Here is a 20,379-nt window from a genome sequence, read left to right on the forward strand (position 1 = left end):
TGTCGGTCCACGACGCATTGGCATCCGGTACGGCCATCAGCGCCATCGCCATGGCCTTGATCACCATGTCGTTGACCGAAAGCTTGTAGGCGGGAACCTCGCCTTTGTCGGTCTTCTTCATCGGTGCGGCTGCATTCAACTGCGTGCGCAGCGCCAAAAGCGCGTCGAGCTCGCAATCCAGCGTCAGATAGAAATGCGGGATGGTGGATTTCGCCTCGACCAGGCGGCGCGCAATGGTCTTGCGCATATTGTCGTGCGGGACAAGCTCGTAGGAGCCTTCGGCGAAAAGACGCAGCACGTCCCCCTCCCCCTTGAGGGGAGGGTGCCCGGCAGAAGGCCGGTCGGGAGGGGTCGGTTCGACTGGGCTCGACTTCAGGGCGGTGCCTTCTGAGGCGACCCCCACCGTCCGCTTCGCGGACACCTCCCCCTCAAGGGGGGAGGAAAGCGCGGCCTCCACATCGGCTCGCAGAACGCGACCGCGCGGGCCGCTGCCTTTTATCTCGCCAATCGCCAGGCCCGCCTCACGGGCCAAGCGGCGCGCCAGCGGCGTCGCGCGTCCGGCGGTCGACGATTGGCTGATCTCCCCCCTCGTGGGGGAGATGGCCGGCAGGGCAGAGGGGGGCGCGAAAGAACGGGACGCTGACGGGACAGCGCCCCCCTCTGCCGGCTTCGCCGACATCTCCCCCACGAGGGGGGAGATTGGTGCCTCACCTTGCTTGGCCTCATAAACCTCGTCATCGGCATAGATCCAGGCGACAGGCTCACCAACAGGAATGTCGACGCGCTCCTTGCCGGTGACGTTGCGCAGCGTGCCGCTGGCCGGGGCGTCGATCTCCATCGCAGCCTTGTCGGTCTCGATCTCGAAGAGCACGTCGCCCTTCTTGACCTTGGCGCCCTCCTCGGCGAACCAGCGCGAGATCTGGCCGGTCGCCATGTCCATGTCGACCTTGGGAAGAATGACTTCGGTCGGCATCGCTCAGCGGACCCCTTTCACAAGGTCGCGCGCTGCGGCGATGATGTCGGGAACCTGCGGCACAGTCGCCTTTTCCAGGTCCGGATTGTAGGGGATCGGCGTCTCGGCGCCGCCGAGGCGCACGATCGGCGCATCGAGATAGTCGAATGCCTCGCTTTCGGCGACCAGCGCGCTCACCTCGGCGCCGATGCCGAGCGTCTTCACCGCTTCGTAGACGCAGAGCAGGCGCGAGGTCTTCTTCACGCTGTCGATGACGGTCTGCCGATCGATCGGCCGGATCGTGCGCAGGTCGACCACTTCGATGTCGATGCCCTCGCCTTCGAGGGTGGCCGCGGCATCGAGCGCCTTCTGCACCATGATCGAGGTGGCGACGATGGTGAGGTCGCAGCCCTCGCGGCGGATCTCCGCCTTGCCGATCGGTACGGTGTAGTGGCCTTCAGGCACATGGCCCTTCATCTTGTAGAGCAGCTTGTGCTCGAAGATCATGACCGGGTCCGGATCGGCGACCGCGGCCAGCAGCATGCCTTTTGCATCATGCGGCGTCGCCGGCTGGATGACCTTCAGGCCAGGCACGTGGCCGAGCCAGGCCTCCAGGCTCTGGCTGTGCTGCGCTGCCGCACCCGTGCCGGAGCCGGCGGGGAAACGCATCACCACCGGCACCGAGACCTCGCCGCCCAGCATGAAGCGCATCTTGGCCGCCTGGTTGACGATCTGCTCCATGGCGAGCGTGGCGAAATCCGAGAACTGGAATTCGAAGATCGGCCGCATGCCGGTGACGGCGGCGCCCACCGCGACACCCGCGCCACCCAGTTCCGAGATCGGCGTGTCGATCACCCTATCGGCGCCGTAGCGCTCGACCAGATCGCCGGTGACCTGGAAGGCGCCGCCATAGACGCCGATATCCTCGCCCATCAGGAAGACGCGCTCGTCCATGTCCATGGCGATCGCCATGGCTTCCTGGATCGCCTGGGCGTAGGTCAGTTCACGCACCGCGGCATCCATCACGCATGCTCCGTGTAAACATAGTTCTCAAGGGTGGCGATCTCGGGGGCCGGGCTCGCCTTGGCGAACTCGATACCGTCGGCGATCTCCTTGGCGACCGCGTCGCGGATCGCCTCGATGCCGTGGTCGTCGATGAAACCGAAATCGCGCAGCTCGTTCTCGAACAGCGTGATCGGATCGCGGTTCGCCATCCAGTCCTCGATCTCTTCCTTGGTGCGGTAGCGGTTGCGGTCGCTCTTGGAATGGCCGCGATGGCGGTATGTCTTGGATTCGATTAGCGTCGGCCCCTCGCCGGCGCGCGCCCGCTCGACGGCCTTGAAGGACGCCTCGGCGACCTCGGAGAAGATGTTGCCGTTCACGACGACGCCCGGCATCGAATAGGCGGCCGCGCGCTCGGCGATGTTCTTCACCGCCGTCGAGCGCGCCGTCGAGGTCGACATGCCGTAGCCGTTGTTCTCGCACACGAAGATCACCGGCAGCTTCCAGATCGCCGCCATGTTCAGCGCCTCGTGGAAGGCGCCTTCATTGTTGGCGCCGTCGCCGAAGAAGGAGACCACGACCTTGCCGGTCTTCATCATCTTGGACGACAGCGCGGCGCCCACCGCGATCGGAATGCCGCCGGCGACGATGCCGTTGGCGCCGAGATTGCCCTTGGCGACATCGGCGATGTGCATGGAGCCGCCGCGGCCCTTGCAGTAGCCGGTGGTCTTGCCGAAGAACTCGGCGAACATGCGGCTGACTTCGGCGCCCTTGGCGATGCAGTGGCCGTGGCCGCGATGCGTCGAGGTGATCTGGTCATCCTCGGCGAGCGGCATGCAGATGCCCATGGCGCTCGCTTCCTGGCCGATCGACAGATGCATGGTGCCGTGGATGAGGCCGCGCATGTAGCACTCTTCCGCGCCCTCTTCGAAGCGGCGGATGAGATACATCTTGTGGAGCACTCCCCGGAGTTGTTCCGGGCTGTACTGGCGGTAGACGAAAGGCAGGTTGGCGCGGCTGTCGACGACGGCTTTGCGGGCTGTGGCCATGATCACGCCTCCACGGTGCCGTAGACGAGCTTGTCCTGGCGGGCGCGCAGCTCGGCGATCTTCGAGCCCGGCGCGGGCGCCGCATTGGCATAGGTGATGAGCTCGCCCTTCTTGATCGGCTGGGTGACCGAACCGCCCTGCAGCAGGCCGCAGGGAATGGCGCGCGCGGCATGGGCCTCAGGCGCGGTCATGATCCAGGCGCGGTAGCAATACTCGCCAATGGCATCGAGCTTGTCGCCGGGCTTCATATCCTTCTTGGCGACGGCGCAGACCTCGGCCACCGGCTTGGCCAGCGGCACCATGTCGGCCTTGCCGTAGAGCACGACACGGGCGCAGGTGAGCGGCACTTCGAGCGAGGTCAGGTGATAGGGGCGATGGAAGGTGAAGTAGGGGCCCTTGCCCATCTTCAGGTCTTCCATGCGCTCCGAAATGCGCGGATGCGACATGTCGGCGACGACGAAGACGCCGGGCGCCACACCCTTGCCGATCGAATAGTCGACGACTCCGACCTTCGACAGCACACCGCCATCCTTCTGAGGCACCAGCACCTTGGACAATTCGCCGAGCGTCGCGGCCGGGCCGTGCATGCCGGGCTTGTCGGGAACCAGCCCGGTGGCGTTGGCGATTGCCGCCATCTCGACCATGGTCTTCGAGCCATCGACGAATTCGACCAGCATGCGCACATTCATATGCCGGCGTTTCGCCTCTTCCTCGTAGTCGGGAGGCGTGGCGTCGATGTTGAGCGGGTTGTTCTTGCCCTTGCCGGCGGCAACGATCGGGTGACCCATGGCGGAGACGAACTCGATCAGCTCCATGCAGGAAGACGGCTCATCGCCGGCCCCCAGAGAATAGGTGACGCCCAGACGATCGGCTTCGGCCTTGAGATAGGCGCCGATGGTAACGTCGGCCTCGACATTCATCATCACCAGATGCTTGCCGTGCTCCATAGCGCGCAGTCCGATCTCGGCGCCGACGGCCGGGACGCCGGTCGCATCGATGACGACATCGATGAGGTCGTTGCCGATCACCAGGCTGGAATCGTTGGTAACGGCGATCTTGCCGGCCTCCATGGCCGCATTCATCGCAGAGGCGTTCGACACTTCCCGCGCGTGACCGGTTTCCTGGAAGGCAATGTCGACGGCCCTGCTGGCCGCCGGCAGATTGAGTTCGGAAATCGCGCCGATCTCGATGCCGGACATATGGGCGACGCGTGTAACGATGTCGGTTCCCATTTCGCCGGAGCCGATCAGGCCGATGCGGATGGGCTTGCCGGACTTGGCGCGTTCCTCGAGGTCACGGGCGAGGCCCGTCAACGAAATATTGGAAGCCATGCCGCTTATTCCTCCCATATCGCATGCTGTTCGATTGCCTGACGGGTATTGAACATCTGTATTTCTGTCAAGACTAATGTCCAAAGGTCAATGCTTTTCGAATTGATCGGCGCGCAACGGCGAAACGCACGGACGGCGGCCGCCTGTGCCAAGCCCAATGGAAGCGAGTGCCGGCGGTCGAATGGCGACCGTCGGCCTTTTCGCCGGCCACGAAGAGATATCTAGGCGGCGATTGTTACTGGCAAACGTCGACCCATACGGCACCGACCAGGTCGGCCATGCGCTGCGGCGTGATGCGGACCGCGGCATTGGTGGCGCCGGCGGCGGGAACGACCTCGTCGAAGGGCTTGAGCGACAGGTCGCAATAGATGGGCAGCGGCCCGGGCAGGCCGAACGGACAGACGCCGCCCGGCGGATGGCTGGTCGCTGCCAGCACCTCTTCGCCGCCGAGCATGCGCGGCTTGCCGCCCATCCTGTCCTTGAATTTGCGGTTGTCCAGCCTGGCGATGCCGCTGGTCACGACCAGCATGGTCTCGTCGCCGACGCGCAAGCAGATCGTCTTGGCGATCTGGGCCGGCGTCACGCCATGGGCTTCGGCCGCCAGCGCCACTGTTGCCGAGCTAGCCTCGGTGACAATAACTTCGATGTCGGGCGCATGCTCGGCAAAGAAAACGCGAACCGATTCCAAGCTCATGGCGATCCCTCGTCTGTAGAACAGCGGCGACCCGGCGAATCGCATGGCGCAACCGCCATTGGCAAGAGCCAGGACCGGCGCATCGCGGGCACTAAAGCGCGTCGCGTCTGAACGGCCTCACACGACGCGCTTTAGGTTGTTCTTCTTATGCATGTCGTTGTCCCAAAACCGCTGCGCACTTTTGGGGGACATGCACCAAAAAGCCCGCCGGGTAACACCGCGGCGGGCTCTCGAATGGACGCTTTTCGTGCCTCTATTGCTGCGTGGGCCGATTCTCGGCGGCCGGCACTGTGATCAATTCCTCTTCCGGCATCTGCAACGCCGAGGCAATGCGCCGGAGCTTGGCGGGATCGGCGTCCTTGCCGTCCTCGATGTCGATGATCTCGCCCACGGCGAGGCCGCAGGTCAAAGAGAGTTCCTCGATCGTATATCCCCTTGTTTCGCGAGCGGCTTTCAGCGGATTGAGGCCGGACGCGGCAATGATGTCGTTGGAAACGGCGTTCCGTGCGGTGTTGGGCATGGCAACTCCTTGAGATGAAACAGGGTCTGATGAAATGTGGCGTTGCCTGAGACTGGCGGGAGAATGCTCGTTAACAAATGATTTGCCAAGAGCTTAGGCCGTCACGCCATCGTGAAGCGGCATTGCGGCCGGTATCGCAGGCTACCTACATGTAGGGTCACGCGGCGCCCAATCAAGTTCTTTTGAAGGTCCGCGACCGGGTTTCGCCGGCATTTTCGACGCCTCGATTCGTTAGCTAGCCGTCATCGGCAGCATCCCCCCGCACCGGACATTTCACGGAAGGATCGAATACGATGAATTTGAAATCGTTCGCAATTGTGCTCGGCACAATCTCAAGCGTCGTCGGCGCAACGGAGGCGCGGGCGGCGGATGCCGCACGTATTCGAGGCACGGTCGTCAGCGTTGCCGGATCGACGCTCACGGTCGAGGATCGCGACGGCAAAACCGATGCGATCACGCTTGCCGGCGGCTGGAAGATTTCGGGTGTCGCCAAGGCATCGGCTACCGATATCAAGCACGGCGACTTTCTCGGCATCGCCTCGGTTTCCAAGGCCGATGGCGGCAGCGGCGCGCTGGAAGTCGTGATCTTCCCGGCGGCTCTGAAGGGCACCGGAGAAGGCGACCGCGACTGGGATCTGCGGCCCAACAGCCGCATGACGAATGGCACCGTGGCCGACGTCACGGAAATCCAGGGCCGCACGGTCACGCTCACCTATGACAACGGCCAGAAGAAGCAGATCGCGATCCCGCAGGCGACGCCGATCGTGACATTCGCCACCGCCACGCCGGCGGATCTCGCGCCAGTGTGGCGGTATTCGTCAACGCCCAACGCGGCAGCAACGGCAAGCTCGTCGCGAACCGGGTGGTGGTCGGGAATCACGGCATCGCGCCGCCCATGTGAAGCCGGGCGCCCGCACGCCAAGGATTGCCGCGGTCCGGCCTCCCCATCGGAATTTTTCTGCTTTAGCATCCGGTGATGCCGCACCGCGCTCCGGAATGTGTCTGATGGAGATCAGCATCGAGCTTCCGGTCAGACACCGGCTGGTGCTGATGGCCGCTCGAATCGTGCTGACCCTTCGCCATCCGGTTCTCGTTGCCCGCTTCGCCATGAGACTCGGCTATCTGCCGAACCCGGCCGCTCCGACGCGCTACAACGAGCTGATGCTGTGGCGCAAGATCATCGACCATAATCCGCTGTTCGTGACGCTGACCGACAAGCTGGCGGCAAAGGCTCATATCCGCGCCGCCTGTCCTGGATTGCCGCTTGCCGAAACGCTATGGTCCGGCCGGAATCCGGAAGACATACCGGCGGAACTGCTTGCCGGCCAGGTCGTGGTCAAGACCAACCATGGCTGCGAGATGAACATCTTCGTTTCCGGTGGCCGGCCCGCGCGCGCGGAGATCATGCGCAAGGCAAAGCGGTGGCTCAGGAAACGCTTCGGACGACGCAGCGGTGAATGGGCGTATTGGCCTATCACCCCCACCGTTCTTGTCGAGGAGCAGCTGAAACTCAGCGGCGGTATGATCGCCACCGACAAGGTTCATGTCTGCAGCGGCGACATCAGTCATGTCTGGGCCGAGGACAAGCTTGCGGCGCGCTCGCACCTGTTCGACGGCGACGGCCGTCCGTTACCCGGACGCGATCCCGACTATCCGCGGAAGGACCAATCCCTGCCCGTCAGTCCCGCCCTGCTCGACTTTGTCCGGCAGGCGATAGCGCTGGCGCCGCGTATCGCCGGCGACCTCGATCATGCCAGGGTCGATTTCCTGGTGACGGACAAGGGCCTCCATGCCGGCGAAATATGCATCTATTCCGGCGCCGGCTACGGCACCTGGACCAACCCTGCGATCGCCGAGCGGCTCGAACGGTTTTGGCGGCTCGAAGACTCGGCCTATCTCAGGCGACAGCATCGCGGGTTAAGCCGCCTCTATGCCGAGGCGCTGCGTGCCAGATGCGCGCTGCGCGCAACACGAAAACAATTGCGCGCCTGACTGATCGCGCGCAGCCGAATGACACGGAAATGGCGGCCGTCCAGGACGCCGCCATTTCAGGTCATAGCTCGTTGAACCGATCAGCGCCGACTGATGAGCAGGCCAGCCAGCAGCCCGACCACGACCAGCCCGACAGCGGCGGCCGTCGCCGGATGATCGCGCGCCGTCCGCTCGAGCGCCCTGCCCCTGCGCCTGATCGCCGGCAGCGCCTCGTGCAGGCGATCGGCGAGTTGCGAATAATAGTCGGACGCCGCCTCGCGGCCGTCCTCGTAATAAGCGTCGCCGCGCCTGGCCAAAACCTTCTTGAGATCGTTCAGTTGCCGGGAGAGCGTCGCGACCTGCCTGTCGAGATCAAGATCGGAAAGGGTCGAAAACGATGCCATGCTTTATGTCCTTCTCTTGGAGAAGGCCTAACGCATGGACGAAGCGCCAGTTCCGGCAGGTTGACGGAGCAGCAGCAAGCCGAATGATGGCCGGTCAACGAACCTGGTCGAGCAGGCGCTTGCATTCAAGGAGGTCGAACAGCGCCTCCTGCAGCAAGGCACGGTTGTCACGCGACAATTTCGAAGCGTCAGGTTGAACCGGGCCTTCGTCGTCGCTCTTGCCGAGCCCGAAGAAACGGCGGCTGGGCTTCACCTTCGGCTGGCCGACCAATGCATCCTCGTCGCCGCGCGGCTGCGCGGCCGCCGTCAGCGGCACCTGTTCGGCCTGGCGGCGCTGGGCGATCGCTTCCACGGCGGCCATGTCGCCATTGCCGATGGCGACCAGAAAATGGTTGCCGTTCTCGCGCAGCAGCTTCTGCACGCCTTTGATCGTATAGCCCTGATCGTAGAGCATATGCCTGATGCCCTTGATCAGTTCGACATCCTGCGGCCGGTAGTAACGGCGGCCGCCGCCACGCTTCATCGGCTTGATCTGGGTGAAGCGCGTCTCCCAGAAACGCAGCACGTGCTGCGGCAGATCGAGATCTTCCGCGACTTCGCTGATGGTGCGGAAAGCATCGGGACTCTTGTCCATGGGCCAATCCTCCACACTGGACCGCGATCCGGTGCATGATGCCGAATCGTGCCTTATTTCAGCGATTTATGAAACGATATTCAAGCCCGGCGTCAAACGGCTGGCGGTTTTCAACCGCATTCGCCAGCAAACTACTTGCCGCCCTTGCCCTTGCTGTTCTGGTGCGAACGCAGGATCCGGCTCTTGAGAACGTTCGACGATTTGAACGTCATGACCCGGCGCGGCAGGATCGGCACTTCCTCACCGGTCTTGGGATTGCGACCGATGCGCTCGTTCTTGGAGCGGACATGGAAGGTGGCGAAGGACGACAGCTTGACCGTCTCGCCGCGAACGATGGCTTCGCAGATTTCGTCCAGGACAGCCTCGACGAGCTCCGCCGATTCCGTTCGCGACAAGCCAACCTTCCGATAAACGGCTTCAGCAAGGTCGGCACGCGTAAGTGTCTTTCCCCCCATGCGACCGTCCCATCTGCGAGCAAAAACGTAAATCGATACAGGTAAAGGCAGAGCCTAAGTAATTGATCCGTCAAGGTCAAGAACCGAACCGGCGCGTTCGGCACTTACCAGCGGAGCAACACCGCGCCCCAGGTGAAGCCGCCACCCATCGCCTCGAGAAGCACCAGGTCGCCCTTCTTGATGCGGCCGTCGGCGACGGCCACCGAGAGAGCCAGCGGCACCGAGGCAGCCGAGGTGTTACCGTGTAAATCGACGGTGACCACCACTTTCTGCTCGGCAATCCCGAGCTTCTTGGCGGAAGCGTCAATAATCCGTTTATTGGCCTGATGCGGCACGAACCAGTCGAGGTCCTCAGCCGTTATGCCGGCCTCGCCGAAGGTTGCCTCGATAACGTCGGTGATCATGCCGACGGCATGCTTGAACACCTCACGGCCTTCCATCCTGAGATGGCCGACGGTTCCGGTGGTCGAAGGGCCGCCGTCGACGAAGAGCTTGTCCTTGTGCACGCCGTCGGAGCGCAGACTGGCCGCCAGCACGCCGCGATCGGTGATCGCGCCAGCGCCTTCTTCCGCCTCGAGGACTAGCGCGCCAGCGCCGTCGCCAAACAGGACGCAGGTCGAGCGGTCGTTCCAGTCGAGGATGCGCGAGAAGGTTTCCGAACCGATCACCAGGACGCGTCTGGCCAATCCTCCGCGAATGTAGAGATCGGCTGTGGCGACGGCATAGACGAAGCCCGAGCACACGGCCTGCATGTCGAAGGCAAAGCCGTGGTGCATGCCGAGCCGATTCTGGATCTCGACCGCGGTCGCCGGGAAGGTGTTGTTGGGCGTCGACGTCGCCAGGATGATGAGGTCGATATCGGCAGGCGTCATGCCGGCGCTGCCGAGTGCTGCGCGCGCCGCCGCCTCGCCGAGCGAGGCCGTCGTCTCGTCGTCGGCCGCAACGTGGCGCTGGCGGATGCCGGTACGCTGGACGATCCACTCGTCCGAAGTCTCGACCATGCCTTCGAAATCGGCATTCTTCATGATGCGGCGGGGCAGCGCGGCACCGTTGCCGCGCACGACTGATCTGATCAAAGCTCTTTCCTATTCCTCGGCGTCGGCGGAGACACCGGATTTCCTGTTTGCCTGGGCAGCCGGGTTGCGCGCATGAAACAGATCGAGGTCGGCCTCGATCCGGTCAAGCAGATTGTTGCGCACCATGTCGTAGCCGAGCTCGATGGCCGCCGCAAAGCCATCCGAATCGGCGCCGCCATGGCTCTTGACCACGATGCCGTTCAATCCCAGGAAGACGCCGCCATTGGAGCGACCGACATCCATCTTCTCGCGCAGCCTGTCGAAAGCGCCCTTGGCGAAGACGTAGCCGATCTTGGCCATCAGCGTGCGGCTCATGGCGGCGCGCAGATAGCCGGCGATCTGCCGCGCCGTGCCTTCGGCGGTCTTGAGCGCGATGTTGCCGGCAAAGCCCTCGGTGACCACCACGTCGACCGTGCCCTTGCCGATGTCGTCGCCCTCGACGAAGCCTCGATAATTCATCGAAGCCATGTTGGCCTCGCGCAGCATGCGGCCGGCCTCCTTGACCTCTTCCTGGCCCTTGATCTCCTCGACGCCGACATTGAGCAGGCCGACGCTCGGCCGCTCCACGCCGAACACCGAGCGCGCCATGCCGGTGCCCAGAATGGCAAAATCGATGAGCTGATGCGCGTCCGCGCCGATGGTGGCGCCGACATCGAGCACCACGCTCTCGCCACGCGTGGTCGGCCACAGTGCCGCGATCGCGGGGCGATCGATGGTGGCCATGGTGCGCAGGCAGAATTTCGACATCGCCATCAGCGCGCCGGTGTTGCCGGCCGAGATACAGGCCTGCGCGCCGCCGTTCTTTACCGCCTCGACGGCTTTCCACATCGACGACTTCCAGCGACCTTGGCGCAGCGCCTGGCTCGGCTTGTCATCCATGCGTACGGCGATCTCGCAATGAACGAACTCGCTGACCTCGGCGAGTTTCGGGAATTTGGCGAGTTCGGGGCGCACCACGTCCTCGCGGCCATAGATGACGAAGCGGATATCAGGGCGACGGATGGCGACCGTCATCAGCGCCGGGATGACCACGCTCGGTCCGTGATCGCCGCCCATGGCATCGATGGAAATCCTGATCACGTAATGCTTTTCTCACGGTTTGCCTGGCTTGCGGCGGACGCCTGCCGAGGTAAGGGGGCTCGCGAAGGTTCGGCGAAAATAGCGGTTTTGCGCCTGCGCACAACCAACTTTTCCAAAATCCGGACCACTGTCAGGATTTTCCAAGCAGCGAACGCAGCTTTTTCTGGAATTCGCTTTCCTCGGGCTGATCGTCGCCGGCAACGTCGAGCGAAGCCCCCGGCTTGCGCGGATAAGGGTCGATCGCCAGGCCGAAAAACTGTTCGGCCAGCGCGCCGACATCGATGGTGTCGCCGGAAAATGTCTCCGGGCTGTCCGGTCCGTCGGCGTCGAGGATGATCTCGCCGCCACCCTCGAAACCCTCGCGCCCAAGCTTCGACTGCTCGGGCAAGAACAGCGCCTCGACCGGCTCGTCGATATGCGCGACGACCGGCTCCAGGGTGACGATGCAGGCCTGGGTGATGTCGGCCTCGACGCGGCCGGTGACCTTGACGCCATTGCGCTTCCACGACGCTACAAGCAGCTCGGCGCGATAGCTTTCGACCGAGAGCAGATCATATTCGGCGGCAAGCGCGGCGCGCTGGCGCTCGTCGGCCTCGACCACGACCGGCAGGCCCTTCTGCGGCAGGCGCGCGACATTGGCGACAAACGATACGGGGCTCAGCAATTCGGCGTCTTTCATCCCGGCCTCCTTCACACCGTCCCGGCGACCGGGAACGCGACCGTGCCGGCGGCGATCGATTGGGTCGGCTGCGCGGCAAGCTTTTGCGAGGCATCGCCAACATAGTCCGCCAGCGACGGCGCCTGCGGCCAGGGGCCGGCGTCCGGCCTGACATTGCGGGCGAGCGCCGCCGCAAGCGCCACCCGGTCGTCCTCCTTGAGGGCGTCGTCATAAGCGGCCGTGCGGCCGTAAAACATCTTCGCCAGCTTCTTCATGCGTTTGGGCACGCCGACATCGCTGATGCCAAGCTCGCGCAAGGAATGCTCGACATCGAGAAAGAACTCGTCGATCAGCACCTGCGCGACCTCGGCCGCCACGCCTTGCTCGCCACGCAGCCGGTGCTGGACGAGATACATATGCAGCGACAGCATCTCGAAGCGGCCGAGCGGCGTATCCGGCACGTTCCAGTCGGAATAAAACACCGTTTGCCGCGCCGCCGCCACGATTTGTGCGTAGAGCGCGTCGGTGATAGCGCGGTTGGCATTGCGTTCGCGGCCAAAAAGGCGCTGGAACATTGAGGGTGGTCTCCCGGGGACCTGTTGTTTGATTTGGCCTTGTTGCATCGGCATGCAAGCTGGTTTACCGGTTTTGCGGCCCAGCGCAAGTTGCGGGGATGTGATGGAGAATTGTTGTTGGGTGCGCTGAAATTCAAGTCGTTCTTTGCGCCCGCCCCATTGGGGGTGGCGTCACTGCTGGTGGTGGTATCGGCGCTTTCCGCCTGTAATTCGTCCAAGATGTTCGGCGATCTCCATCCAACCGAGACGCTGACGAAGGGCTACGTCATCGACCAGGCCGCCATCGACTCGGTACCGGTCGGATCGAGCCGCGAGCAGGTGCTTCTGGCGCTGGGCACGCCGTCCACGACCGCCACCTTCGACAACGAGGCCTTCTACTACATCTCGCAGACGCGCAAACGCTACGTCGCCTTCGACAATCCGCACATCATCGACCAGCACGTGCTGGCGGTCTATTTCGGCGCCGACGGCCGCGTCACCCAGATTGCCAATTACGGTCTCAAGGACGGCAAGGTCTTCGACTTCATCTCGAGGACCACGCCGACCGGCGGCAAGGACCAGAACTTCCTCAGCCAGGTCATCAAGGGCGCGTCGAAGATCGCCCCCGGCATCCCAGGCGGCGGCACCCCTTGAGGCTGCCCGTTGGGTCGATTTCCTGCTGCTTTTTGCATCCCTGAAAACAGAGCCCGTGAGAATATTCTCACGGGTTTTTATTTGGGCTATGGGAAGAGCACAACTTGCCAGCGAGATGGCAACCCGCTATCAGGCCGGCCGGGTTGGGGAAGCTTGAAATGACAGACGATGGCCGGGCAAGACCGGAAGGCTGGATGGCCACGGGCACGCCCGATCGGCAAACCGTAACGCCCGACTGGCTTGCCATCGACCCTCCGGCGATCGAGGGCGTCCGGATCAAGGAAATCAGACCCGTAGCGACATCCAACGGCCATCTGACCGAGATCTTCCGCGAGGAATGGCATCTCGATCAATCGCCGGTTGGGCAGGTGTTTCAACGCACGATGTATCCGGGTGCGGTGACGGGTTGGCACGCGCATGCAGCGACCCTCGACCGCCTTTTCTGCTGCGCCGGCAGCGTCCGGATATCGCTTTTCGACGGGCGCAAGGCTTCGCCCAGTTTCGGCACGGTCTGGCATAAGATCGTCAGCGCCTTGCGACCGGCAATCGTCACGATTCCGCCTGGCGTCTGGCACGGCGTCGTCGCGCTCGGACCGGAGCCGGCCTTGCTGCTCAACCTCGTCGACAAGGCCTACGCTTATGATGCGCCGGACCACTGGCGGCTGCCCCCCGATACAGAACAGATCCCCTACAAGCTGGCGTAGCGTGGGACAGGCCGGCCAGGAAGCCTCAATCGGACGGATGGAACCGTTGGTCTCGGTCGTCATAGCGACGCACAACCGCCCGGCGGTCCTGCGCCAGACGCTGAAGAGCCTCATCGGTCAGACCCTGCAGGACTGGGAAGCCATCGTCGTCGGCGATGCGTGCCGGCCGGACACAGCGGCGACTGTCGCCGCCTTCGATGACGGCCGCATCTCCTACATTGATCTTCCCGTGAATTTCGGCGAGCAATCGGGGCCCAACAATATCGGCTTTGCCAGGGCTCGGGGCCGCTTCGTCGCGATCTTGAATCATGACGACCTCTGGTTTCCTGACCATCTGGCGTCGATGAGCGGCTGGATGGACGCCACCGGCGCCGATGTGGCGATCGCGCGAGGCGCGGTCATCGAGTCGGCCGCAAGCAAAGGTTCCAGGCATACGGTCCTCGGAATGGGACGGGACGGCTTCTACGATCCCGTCACCACGGTCGGGTTCGGCTCGACCCTGATGATCCGCCGTGCATCGCTGCCAAGGCTTGGGCCATGGCGCCCGGCCAGCCAGTGCGTCTGCGAAAGCTCCCAGGATTGGCTGTTCCGGGCTTGGCGCAAGGGCGCGGCGATCGTGACGATGCCGCATCTGACCGTGCTCATGCTGCATTCGGGCAAGCGCGAAGGCAGCTATGCGCGTGACACGGCGCGCGAGCAGGAAGACTTGATGGGCGCAATGCACTCGCCGGACACGCTGCGTTTGAGGGTTCTTGGCAACGCCGAAGAACCCGCTCCCCTGAAACGCTTCCGCTATCTCAAACGCAAGCTGCTGGCCCATCTCGGCATCCATCCGAGAGCCCGGACCTTCCGCCGCCAATACCGGCGCGGCGCGTTCATCGCCATGCTGCGCCGGAAACGCGGTCTGCCGCCGATGCCGGACCGCGAGCCGGGCCTTGATGAACTGCTGGCCCGCTATCGTAACGGCAACGAAAAGCCGGAGAACAGCTGAGCGCTCCGCGAAGACGCAGCCGAGGAGCGGGTTGCTTGACCAAAAACAAAACCCGCGGGATCGCTCCCCCGGGTTTCTAGCTGGAAAACAGGCCGCGCTCAGCCGTGCGCGAGCACGGCGAGCAAAAGAAGCGCGACGATGTTGGTGATCTTGATCGCCGGGTTGACGGCCGGGCCGGCGGTATCCTTGTAGGGATCGCCGACCGTGTCGCCGGTGACCGAGGCCTTGTGCGCCTCGGAGCCCTTCAGGTGCTTGACGCCGTCCTTGTCGGTAAAACCGTCCTCGAACGACTTCTTGGCATTGTCCCAGGCGCCGCCGCCGGAGGTCATCGAAATGGCAACGAAGAGGCCGTTGACGATGACGCCGAGCAGCGAGGCGCCGAGCGCCGCGAAGGCCGAGGCCTTCGAGCCCGAGATCAGGAGCACGCCGAAATAGACGACGAGCGGCGCCAGCACCGGCAGCAGCGACGGGATGATCATTTCCCGGATCGCCGCCCTGGTCAGGATGTCGACGGCGCGCGCGTAGTTCGGCTTGGAGGTCCCGGCCATGATGCCCTTGTCCTCGCGGAACTGCTTGCGCACTTCCTCGACGATCGAGCCGGCGGCGCGACCGACGGCGGTCATCGCGATGCCGCCGAACAGGTAGGGGATCAGGCCGCCGAAGATCAGGCCGGCGACGACATAGGGGTTGGAGAGGTCGAAGGAGACGTCGCCCATGCCCTGGAAGTAATGATATTTGTCGCCGTTGGCGGCAAAGAACTTCAGGTCGTTCGAATAGGCCGCGAACAGCACCAGCGCGCCGAGGCCTGCGGAGCCGATGGCATAGCCCTTGGTCACCGCCTTTGTGGTGTTGCCGACCGCGTCGAGCGCGTCGGTGGAGTGGCGCACTTCCTTTGGCAGGCCGGCCATTTCGGCAATGCCGCCGGCATTGTCGGTGACCGGGCCGAAGGCGTCGAGCGCCACGATCATGCCGGCGAGGCCGAGCATGGTGGTGACGGCGATCGCGGTGCCGAACAGGCCGCCGAGCTGGTAGGTGGCGATGATGCCGCCGACGATGACGATGGCAGGCAGCGCGGTCGATTCCAGCGAGACCGCGAGGCCCTGGATGACGTTGGTGCCGTGGCCGGTCACAGACGCCTGGGCGATCGAATTCACCGGGCGCTTGTTGGTGCCGGTATAGTATTCGGTGATCACCACGATGAGGCCGGTCACCAGCAGACCGATGAGGCCGCAGATGAACAGGTTCTTGCCGGTAATGGCGGTGCCGGCGACGGTGCCGACCTCGCCCCAGCCAACCGTAGCCGAGGTCGCGGCGGCAAGACCGACGATCGACAGCAGGCCGGTGACGATCAGGCCCTTGTAGAGGGCGCCCATGATCGAGCCGTTGGAACCTAGCTTGACGAAGAAGGTGCCGACGATCGAGGTCAGGATGCAGGCGCCGCAAATGGCGAGCGGATAGAGCATGGCCGCGCCCAGCGCGGCCGTTCCGCCGAAGAAGATGGCGGCCAGAACCATGGTGGCGACAACCGTCACCGCATAGGTCTCGAACAGGTCGGCGGCCATGCCGGCGCAGTCGCCGACATTGTCGCCGACATTGTCGGCGATGGTGGCCGGGTTGCGCGGATCGTCTTCGGGAATGCCGGCCTCGACCTTGCCGACGAGGTCGCCGCCGACATCGGCACCCTTGGTGAAGATGCCGCCGCCGAGACGGGCGAAGATCGAGATCAGCGAAGCGCCGAAGCCGAGCGAGACCAGCGAGTCGATGACGACGCGATCATTCGGCTGGAGGCCCATCGGGCCAGTCAGGACGGCGTAGTAGATCGAGACGCCGAGCAGGGCCAGGCCCGCGACCAGCAGGCCGGTGATGGCGCCGGACTTGAAGGCGATGTCGAGGCCGGCGGCAAGGCTGTTGGAAGCGGCCTGCGCGGTGCGAACGTTGGCGCGCACCGAGACATGCATGCCGATGAAGCCGGCGGCGCCCGAAAGCACGGCGCCTATCAGGAAGCCGATTGCCGAGGTAATGGAGAGCAGCCACCAGGCAAGCAGGAGCACGACGATGCCGACGACGGCGATGGTGGTGTACTGGCGCGCCAGATAGGCCTGGGCGCCTTCGCGGATGGCCGCGGAGATTTCCTGCATGCGCTGATTGCCCTGATCGGACGCAAGGACCGAACGTGTCGCCCAGATGGCGTACAGAACTGACAGCAAGCCGCAGGCGATGACGGCGGTAATGATGGTCATTGCCGAATTTTCCTCGATTGTTGGCCCAAAAGAACCCCTCCCTGGGCCGTTGGAACGGGGACGGATGCCGAAGCACGGATTCCACCCCTTGGCTGGGGTGTATGCGAAACAGGGCTTGGAACGTCAAGATATTGTTCGGTTTTTGCCCTGCTTTCAGCCGAAAGACGAAGGCAGGAATTGTTGGGCCAGCGCGGGCTTGGAATTAGATCGATTGAAATGACGTTGCGTCAAGCTGCTGCGGAACCGGGTCGTGGCACGGCCAGCAGCGCCGACGATCGGGCGCTTTACAACCGAGGATCGAGCGCTTTCCCAATGCCCAGTGAAGATGGCGGAAATCAACGAAGACGACGTCTGAACCTCGTTATTCCGCCCCCTGCCCCATCCGCCGCGCGGCGTAGCGCTCGATCGCCGAGAGGGCGTCATAGATCAGCACCGCGAGCGCGGCGACGATCAGGCCGCCCTGCAGAACGAAGGCAAGATTGTTCGAGATCAGGCCGGCGATGATGACCTCGCCCAGAGTCTTGGCGGCGACCGTCGATCCGATGGTCGCGGTGGCGAGGCCGATGACCACAGAGAGCCGAATACCGCCGAGGATCACCGGGGCGCTCAGAGGCAGCTCGACCTTCATCAGCCTCTGCCAGCCGGTCATGCCGGCGCCGCGGGCCGCTTCCATGACGTTGCCGGGCAGCGTGGTGAGCGCGGTCAGCGCATTCTCGAAGATCGGCAGCAGGCCATAGAGGAAAAGCGCGATCAGCGTCGGCTTCTCGCCGAAACCGACAGCCGGCACCGCAAGCGCTAGAACGGCAACTGGCGGAAAGGTCTGGCCGATATTGACGAGGCTGCGCGACAAAGGCAGGAACTCGGTGCCGGCTGGCCTGGTGACCAGGATGGCGAGCGCCACCGCGACGATCGTCGCCGCGACCGTGGCGACCAGGACGATCCACAGATGCTGCAAGGTCAGCGTCAGCAAGCTGCCCTGATTGTAGATCGCCGGCGCGCCATTCTCGGTCAGTGGTTTCAGCAGCGGCTCGAACCAGCTTGGATTGGTGATGAAACCCACCAGCAGCACCAGGACGGCCAGCCTCAGCAGCGCGGGCAGCCAGGCTTTCATTGCGGTCTCGCCGCGCGTTTCACCAGCCCTTCGATGGTGACGCGGCCGAGCAGCCTGCCGTCGGTATCCTTCACCGGCAGCGCGGGGCGACCCGACCATAGGAGCTCGGCCAGCGCGTCGCGCTGCGTGGCGCCGCCGGGGATCGCCTCGCCTTCGGCATCGCCCGGCTCCACGGCGTCGCGCACAGGCCCAAGCGACAGCAGCCGGAACGGCCTTTCGCTGGCGCCGACCAATGTCTCGACAAAGCCGCTCGCGGGTCTCGCGAGAATCTCGGCCGGCTTGGCGTATTGCACCAGCTTGCCGGCGTCCATGACGGCTATTTTGTCGCCCAGATGGACGGCCTCTTCCATGTCGTGAGTGACCAGGATGATGGTGGTGCCGAAGCGCTTCTGGATCGCCAGGAGATCTTCCTGCGCCTTGGTGCGGATGATCGGATCGAGGGCGCCGAAGGGCTCGTCCATCAAAAGCACGTTGGGCTCGGCGGCCAAGGCGCGGGCAACGCCGACGCGCTGCTGCTGACCGCCGGAAAGCTCGTGCGGGTAGCGCGGGCCATAGGCCTGGGGATCGAGCTGGTAGAGCGTCATCAACTCGTCGACACGCGCCTTGATGCGATCCTTTTCCCAGCCGAGCAGCACCGGCACTGTGGCAATGTTTTGCGCCACGGTGCGATGCGGAAACAGGCCATGACCCTGGATGGCGTAGCCGATGCTGCGGCGCAGCTGATAGCCGGGCACCGAGCGGTTGTCGGCGCCATCGAGCTTGATGACGCCCGAGGTCGGCTCGACCAGCCGGTTGATCATCCTGAGCAGCGTCGTCTTGCCGGACCCGGATGTGCCGACAATGGTGGCGATGGTGCGCGGCTCGATGACCATCGAAACATTGTCGACCACCGTCGTGTCGTCATAGCGTTTGCTGATGCCTTCGATCTCGATCATGCGGTTTCAACTACCCTGCGCCTGGTGGCGGTCATTTCGATAATGGCGTCGAGGATGATGGCCGCGGCAAAGGCCAGCGCCACGGTGGGCAACGCGCCGAGCAGCACGAGGTCCATCGCCGTCTGGCCGACACCCTGGAAAACAAACACGCCGAAGCCGCCGCCTCCGATCAGCGCGGCAATGGTGGCGAGCCCGATATTCTGTACCAACACGATGCGGATGCCGGTCAGGATCACCGGGAAGGCAAGCGGGAACTCGACATCGAACAGGCGCTGGCGGTCGGTCATGCCCATGCCGCGCGCGGCATCGTTGGCCGCGCGGGGTACGCCAGCCAGCCCGACCACGGTGTTGGCCACCACAGGCAGCAGTGAATAGAGGAAGAGCGCGACAAAGGCGGGCGCGGTGCCGATACCTCTGATGCCGATCGCGGCAGCTCCCGGCACATGCAACGCGACCCAGCCGAGCGGCGCGATCAGCAGGCCGAACAGCGCGATCGACGGAATGGTCTGGATAACGTTGAGCACGTTGAGGACGCCTGCCCGCAGCCTCTCGACACGATGGCAAAGGATACCGAGCGGAATGCCGACGATCACCGCGCCGGCCAGCGAGCCCAGCGCCAGCGTGACGTGCTTGGAAGCTTCGGCCCAGAAACTATCGGCGCGGCTGGCATACTCCTTGAGGATGGAAAGACTGTCCCAGCTTCCCGACACAAGCAGCGCGGCGATGGCGAGCGCGGCCAGCACCAGCACGCCGACGCGTGACCAGGGCGACAGGTTCAGCCGCGTCAGCACATCGGCCAGGAGCAGCGTGAAGGCAAAGACCAGCAGCCAGAAACCGGAGGCCGGAGCTATCCTAGCGAAGGTGTTGCCGGCCGGCGTCAGGAAACTGCCGGCGGTGCCGATCAGGATCGCAAGCGCGACCAGCGCGACGATGCTGGCGGCTAGCCTGACCAAGAGCGGTGTTTTCAGCAGTGCGACGATGCCGCCCACAATCACGATCGCCAGCAGCAGCGGCCCAAGCGCCGGCGGCAACGCCTCGATCATCGATCGCGCCTGTCCGGGCACGATGCGGTTGGCGCGGAACATGGCAAAGGGTGCGAGGAGCGCGGCGTAGGCCACGATCGCGGCGATCACGACGCCGAGCTTGTCGAAGCGGGCGGTCATCGACTGCCCACGTGGCGATTTGGAGGGGGAGAATTGGGAATGCCTCGTTCCTTCGCGCCCCCCTCTGTCCTGCCGGACATCTCCCCCGCTTGGGGGGAGATCAGATGTCGCGCCGACTTTCGCCAATCCCCAGCGTGGCAAAAAGGGGGCCGGCGACGAAGCTGCCAATCTCCCCCCTTGTGGGGGAGATGTCCGGCAGGA

Annotated in this window: 21 protein-coding genes and 1 pseudogene; 5 read left to right on the forward strand and 17 right to left on the reverse strand. The window is 64.2% G+C overall.

Translation table 11 applies throughout. From position 1 onward, the window contains the following. The 6 genes from EN869_RS18970 to EN869_RS19000 all read right to left on the reverse strand — a co-directional run. Positions 1-973, reverse strand: a 973-nt coding sequence (locus tag EN869_RS18970) for a 2-oxo acid dehydrogenase subunit E2 (protein ID WP_135857433.1), incomplete at its 3' end; no start/stop codon positions are given. A gap of 3 nt (positions 974-976) precedes the next feature. After that, complete coding sequence (locus tag EN869_RS18975) at positions 977-1,975, reverse strand: alpha-ketoacid dehydrogenase subunit beta (protein ID WP_127227541.1); 999 nt, start codon at positions 1,973-1,975, stop codon at positions 977-979. Continuing rightward, positions 1,975-3,003 (reverse strand): thiamine pyrophosphate-dependent dehydrogenase E1 component subunit alpha, encoded by a 1,029-nt coding sequence (locus tag EN869_RS18980; protein ID WP_127227540.1) that lies wholly within the window; start codon positions 3,001-3,003, stop codon positions 1,975-1,977. Before EN869_RS18980 ends, EN869_RS18975 begins: the two co-directional genes overlap by 1 nt. Before the next feature lie 2 nt (positions 3,004-3,005). Further along, positions 3,006-4,334, reverse strand: a complete 1,329-nt coding sequence (locus tag EN869_RS18985; protein ID WP_127227539.1) for an NAD(P)H-dependent oxidoreductase — start codon at positions 4,332-4,334, stop codon at positions 3,006-3,008. A gap of 235 nt (positions 4,335-4,569) precedes the next feature. Then, a complete protein-coding gene (locus tag EN869_RS18995) occupies positions 4,570-5,028 on the reverse strand; it encodes a YbaK/EbsC family protein (RefSeq protein ID WP_127227537.1) in 459 nt (152 codons plus the stop codon). Positions 5,029-5,281: 253 nt separating this feature from the next. Next, positions 5,282-5,548, reverse strand: a complete 267-nt coding sequence (locus EN869_RS19000) for a helix-turn-helix transcriptional regulator (RefSeq protein ID WP_127227536.1) — start codon at positions 5,546-5,548, stop codon at positions 5,282-5,284. 293 nt (positions 5,549-5,841) lie between these two features. Here EN869_RS19000 and EN869_RS19005 point away from each other — a divergent pair. Together EN869_RS19005 and EN869_RS19010 are read left to right on the forward strand one after the other, a co-directional pair. Beyond that, positions 5,842-6,449: pseudogene (locus EN869_RS19005) on the forward strand (hypothetical protein). A gap of 104 nt (positions 6,450-6,553) precedes the next feature. Beyond that, on the forward strand, positions 6,554-7,540 hold the full coding sequence (locus EN869_RS19010) for an ATP-grasp fold amidoligase family protein (protein WP_167507043.1): 987 nt from the start codon (positions 6,554-6,556) through the stop codon (positions 7,538-7,540). A gap of 80 nt (positions 7,541-7,620) precedes the next feature. Here EN869_RS19010 and EN869_RS19015 read toward each other — a convergent pair whose 3' ends face one another. The 7 genes from EN869_RS19015 to EN869_RS19045 form a co-directional block, all read right to left on the reverse strand. Then, positions 7,621-7,923: a DUF883 family protein gene (locus EN869_RS19015; RefSeq protein WP_127227534.1), complete on the reverse strand. Its 303-nt coding sequence runs from the start codon at positions 7,921-7,923 to the stop codon at positions 7,621-7,623. Between the two features lie 94 nt (positions 7,924-8,017). After that, positions 8,018-8,557: a MerR family transcriptional regulator gene (locus EN869_RS19020; protein ID WP_042640150.1), complete on the reverse strand. Its 540-nt coding sequence runs from the start codon at positions 8,555-8,557 to the stop codon at positions 8,018-8,020. Positions 8,558-8,688: 131 nt separating this feature from the next. Further along, positions 8,689-9,012, reverse strand: a complete 324-nt coding sequence (locus EN869_RS19025; protein WP_023815657.1) for an integration host factor subunit alpha — start codon at positions 9,010-9,012, stop codon at positions 8,689-8,691. Positions 9,013-9,116: 104 nt separating this feature from the next. Then, entirely contained in the window at positions 9,117-10,088 is a 972-nt protein-coding gene (locus EN869_RS19030; RefSeq protein ID WP_127227533.1) for a beta-ketoacyl-ACP synthase III, read from the reverse strand. Positions 10,089-10,097: 9 nt separating this feature from the next. Continuing rightward, positions 10,098-11,168, reverse strand: coding sequence for a phosphate acyltransferase PlsX (plsX, locus tag EN869_RS19035; protein ID WP_127227532.1), 1,071 nt, complete (start codon positions 11,166-11,168; stop codon positions 10,098-10,100). Between the two features lie 130 nt (positions 11,169-11,298). Then, a complete protein-coding gene (locus tag EN869_RS19040; protein WP_127227531.1) occupies positions 11,299-11,847 on the reverse strand; it encodes a DUF177 domain-containing protein in 549 nt (182 codons plus the stop codon). An 11-nt stretch (positions 11,848-11,858) separates the two neighbouring features. After that, the gene (locus EN869_RS19045; RefSeq protein ID WP_127227530.1) at positions 11,859-12,401 is read right to left on the reverse strand and encodes a ubiquinol-cytochrome C chaperone family protein; all 543 of its coding nucleotides are present in this window, start codon (positions 12,399-12,401) and stop codon (positions 11,859-11,861) included. A gap of 117 nt (positions 12,402-12,518) precedes the next feature. Between EN869_RS19045 and EN869_RS19050 the strand changes: the two genes are divergently transcribed. From EN869_RS19050 to EN869_RS19060, 3 genes are all read left to right on the forward strand, one after another. Next, a complete protein-coding gene (locus EN869_RS19050; RefSeq protein ID WP_127227529.1) occupies positions 12,519-13,034 on the forward strand; it encodes an outer membrane protein assembly factor BamE in 516 nt (171 codons plus the stop codon). Positions 13,035-13,192: 158 nt separating this feature from the next. Next, positions 13,193-13,738: a dTDP-4-dehydrorhamnose 3,5-epimerase family protein gene (locus EN869_RS19055; RefSeq protein ID WP_210213843.1), complete on the forward strand. Its 546-nt coding sequence runs from the start codon at positions 13,193-13,195 to the stop codon at positions 13,736-13,738. A gap of 37 nt (positions 13,739-13,775) precedes the next feature. Then, complete coding sequence (locus EN869_RS19060) at positions 13,776-14,729, forward strand: glycosyltransferase family 2 protein (RefSeq protein WP_127227528.1); 954 nt, start codon at positions 13,776-13,778, stop codon at positions 14,727-14,729. A 98-nt stretch (positions 14,730-14,827) separates the two neighbouring features. Here EN869_RS19060 and EN869_RS19065 read toward each other — a convergent pair whose 3' ends face one another. From EN869_RS19065 to EN869_RS19080, 4 genes are all read right to left on the reverse strand, one after another. Further along, complete coding sequence (locus tag EN869_RS19065; RefSeq protein ID WP_127227527.1) at positions 14,828-16,969, reverse strand: sodium-translocating pyrophosphatase; 2,142 nt, start codon at positions 16,967-16,969, stop codon at positions 14,828-14,830. A 361-nt stretch (positions 16,970-17,330) separates the two neighbouring features. Beyond that, the gene (locus EN869_RS19070; protein WP_127227526.1) at positions 17,331-18,080 is read right to left on the reverse strand and encodes an ABC transporter permease; all 750 of its coding nucleotides are present in this window, start codon (positions 18,078-18,080) and stop codon (positions 17,331-17,333) included. Continuing rightward, on the reverse strand, positions 18,077-19,015 hold the full coding sequence (locus EN869_RS19075) for an ABC transporter ATP-binding protein (protein WP_127227525.1): 939 nt from the start codon (positions 19,013-19,015) through the stop codon (positions 18,077-18,079). The genes EN869_RS19070 and EN869_RS19075 overlap by 4 nt, the downstream gene beginning before the upstream one ends. Continuing rightward, the gene (locus EN869_RS19080; protein ID WP_127227524.1) at positions 19,012-20,178 is read right to left on the reverse strand and encodes an ABC transporter permease; all 1,167 of its coding nucleotides are present in this window, start codon (positions 20,176-20,178) and stop codon (positions 19,012-19,014) included. The genes EN869_RS19075 and EN869_RS19080 overlap by 4 nt, the downstream gene beginning before the upstream one ends. Positions 20,179-20,379 lie beyond the last annotated feature (201 nt).

Source organism: Mesorhizobium sp. M2D.F.Ca.ET.226.01.1.1 (assembly GCF_004022705.2).
Classification (GTDB): domain Bacteria; phylum Pseudomonadota; class Alphaproteobacteria; order Rhizobiales; family Rhizobiaceae; genus Mesorhizobium.

Bases quoted from the DNA above. Each gene is read 5' to 3' on its own strand.
- EN869_RS18975 (WP_127227541.1), bottom strand. From the start codon at position 1,975: ATGGATGCCGCGGTGCGTGAACTGACCTACGCCCAGGCGATCCAGGAA.
- EN869_RS18980 (WP_127227540.1), bottom strand. From the start codon at position 3,003: ATGGCCACAGCCCGCAAAGCCGTCGTCGACAGCCGCGCCAACCTGCCT.
- EN869_RS18985 (WP_127227539.1), bottom strand. From the start codon at position 4,334: ATGGCTTCCAATATTTCGTTGACGGGCCTCGCCCGTGACCTCGAGGAA.
- EN869_RS18995 (WP_127227537.1), bottom strand. From the start codon at position 5,028: ATGAGCTTGGAATCGGTTCGCGTTTTCTTTGCCGAGCATGCGCCCGAC.
- EN869_RS19000 (WP_127227536.1), bottom strand. From the start codon at position 5,548: ATGCCCAACACCGCACGGAACGCCGTTTCCAACGACATCATTGCCGCG.
- EN869_RS19010 (WP_167507043.1), top strand. From the start codon at position 6,554: ATGGAGATCAGCATCGAGCTTCCGGTCAGACACCGGCTGGTGCTGATG.
- EN869_RS19015 (WP_127227534.1), bottom strand. From the start codon at position 7,923: ATGGCATCGTTTTCGACCCTTTCCGATCTTGATCTCGACAGGCAGGTC.
- EN869_RS19020 (WP_042640150.1), bottom strand. From the start codon at position 8,557: ATGGACAAGAGTCCCGATGCTTTCCGCACCATCAGCGAAGTCGCGGAA.
- EN869_RS19025 (WP_023815657.1), bottom strand. From the start codon at position 9,012: ATGGGGGGAAAGACACTTACGCGTGCCGACCTTGCTGAAGCCGTTTAT.
- EN869_RS19040 (WP_127227531.1), bottom strand. From the start codon at position 11,847: ATGAAAGACGCCGAATTGCTGAGCCCCGTATCGTTTGTCGCCAATGTC.
- EN869_RS19045 (WP_127227530.1), bottom strand. From the start codon at position 12,401: ATGTTCCAGCGCCTTTTTGGCCGCGAACGCAATGCCAACCGCGCTATC.
- EN869_RS19055 (WP_210213843.1), top strand. From the start codon at position 13,193: ATGACAGACGATGGCCGGGCAAGACCGGAAGGCTGGATGGCCACGGGC.
- EN869_RS19060 (WP_127227528.1), top strand. From the start codon at position 13,776: ATGGAACCGTTGGTCTCGGTCGTCATAGCGACGCACAACCGCCCGGCG.
- EN869_RS19065 (WP_127227527.1), bottom strand. From the start codon at position 16,969: ATGACCATCATTACCGCCGTCATCGCCTGCGGCTTGCTGTCAGTTCTG.
- EN869_RS19070 (WP_127227526.1), bottom strand. From the start codon at position 18,080: ATGAAAGCCTGGCTGCCCGCGCTGCTGAGGCTGGCCGTCCTGGTGCTG.
- EN869_RS19075 (WP_127227525.1), bottom strand. From the start codon at position 19,015: ATGATCGAGATCGAAGGCATCAGCAAACGCTATGACGACACGACGGTG.
- EN869_RS19080 (WP_127227524.1), bottom strand. From the start codon at position 20,178: ATGACCGCCCGCTTCGACAAGCTCGGCGTCGTGATCGCCGCGATCGTG.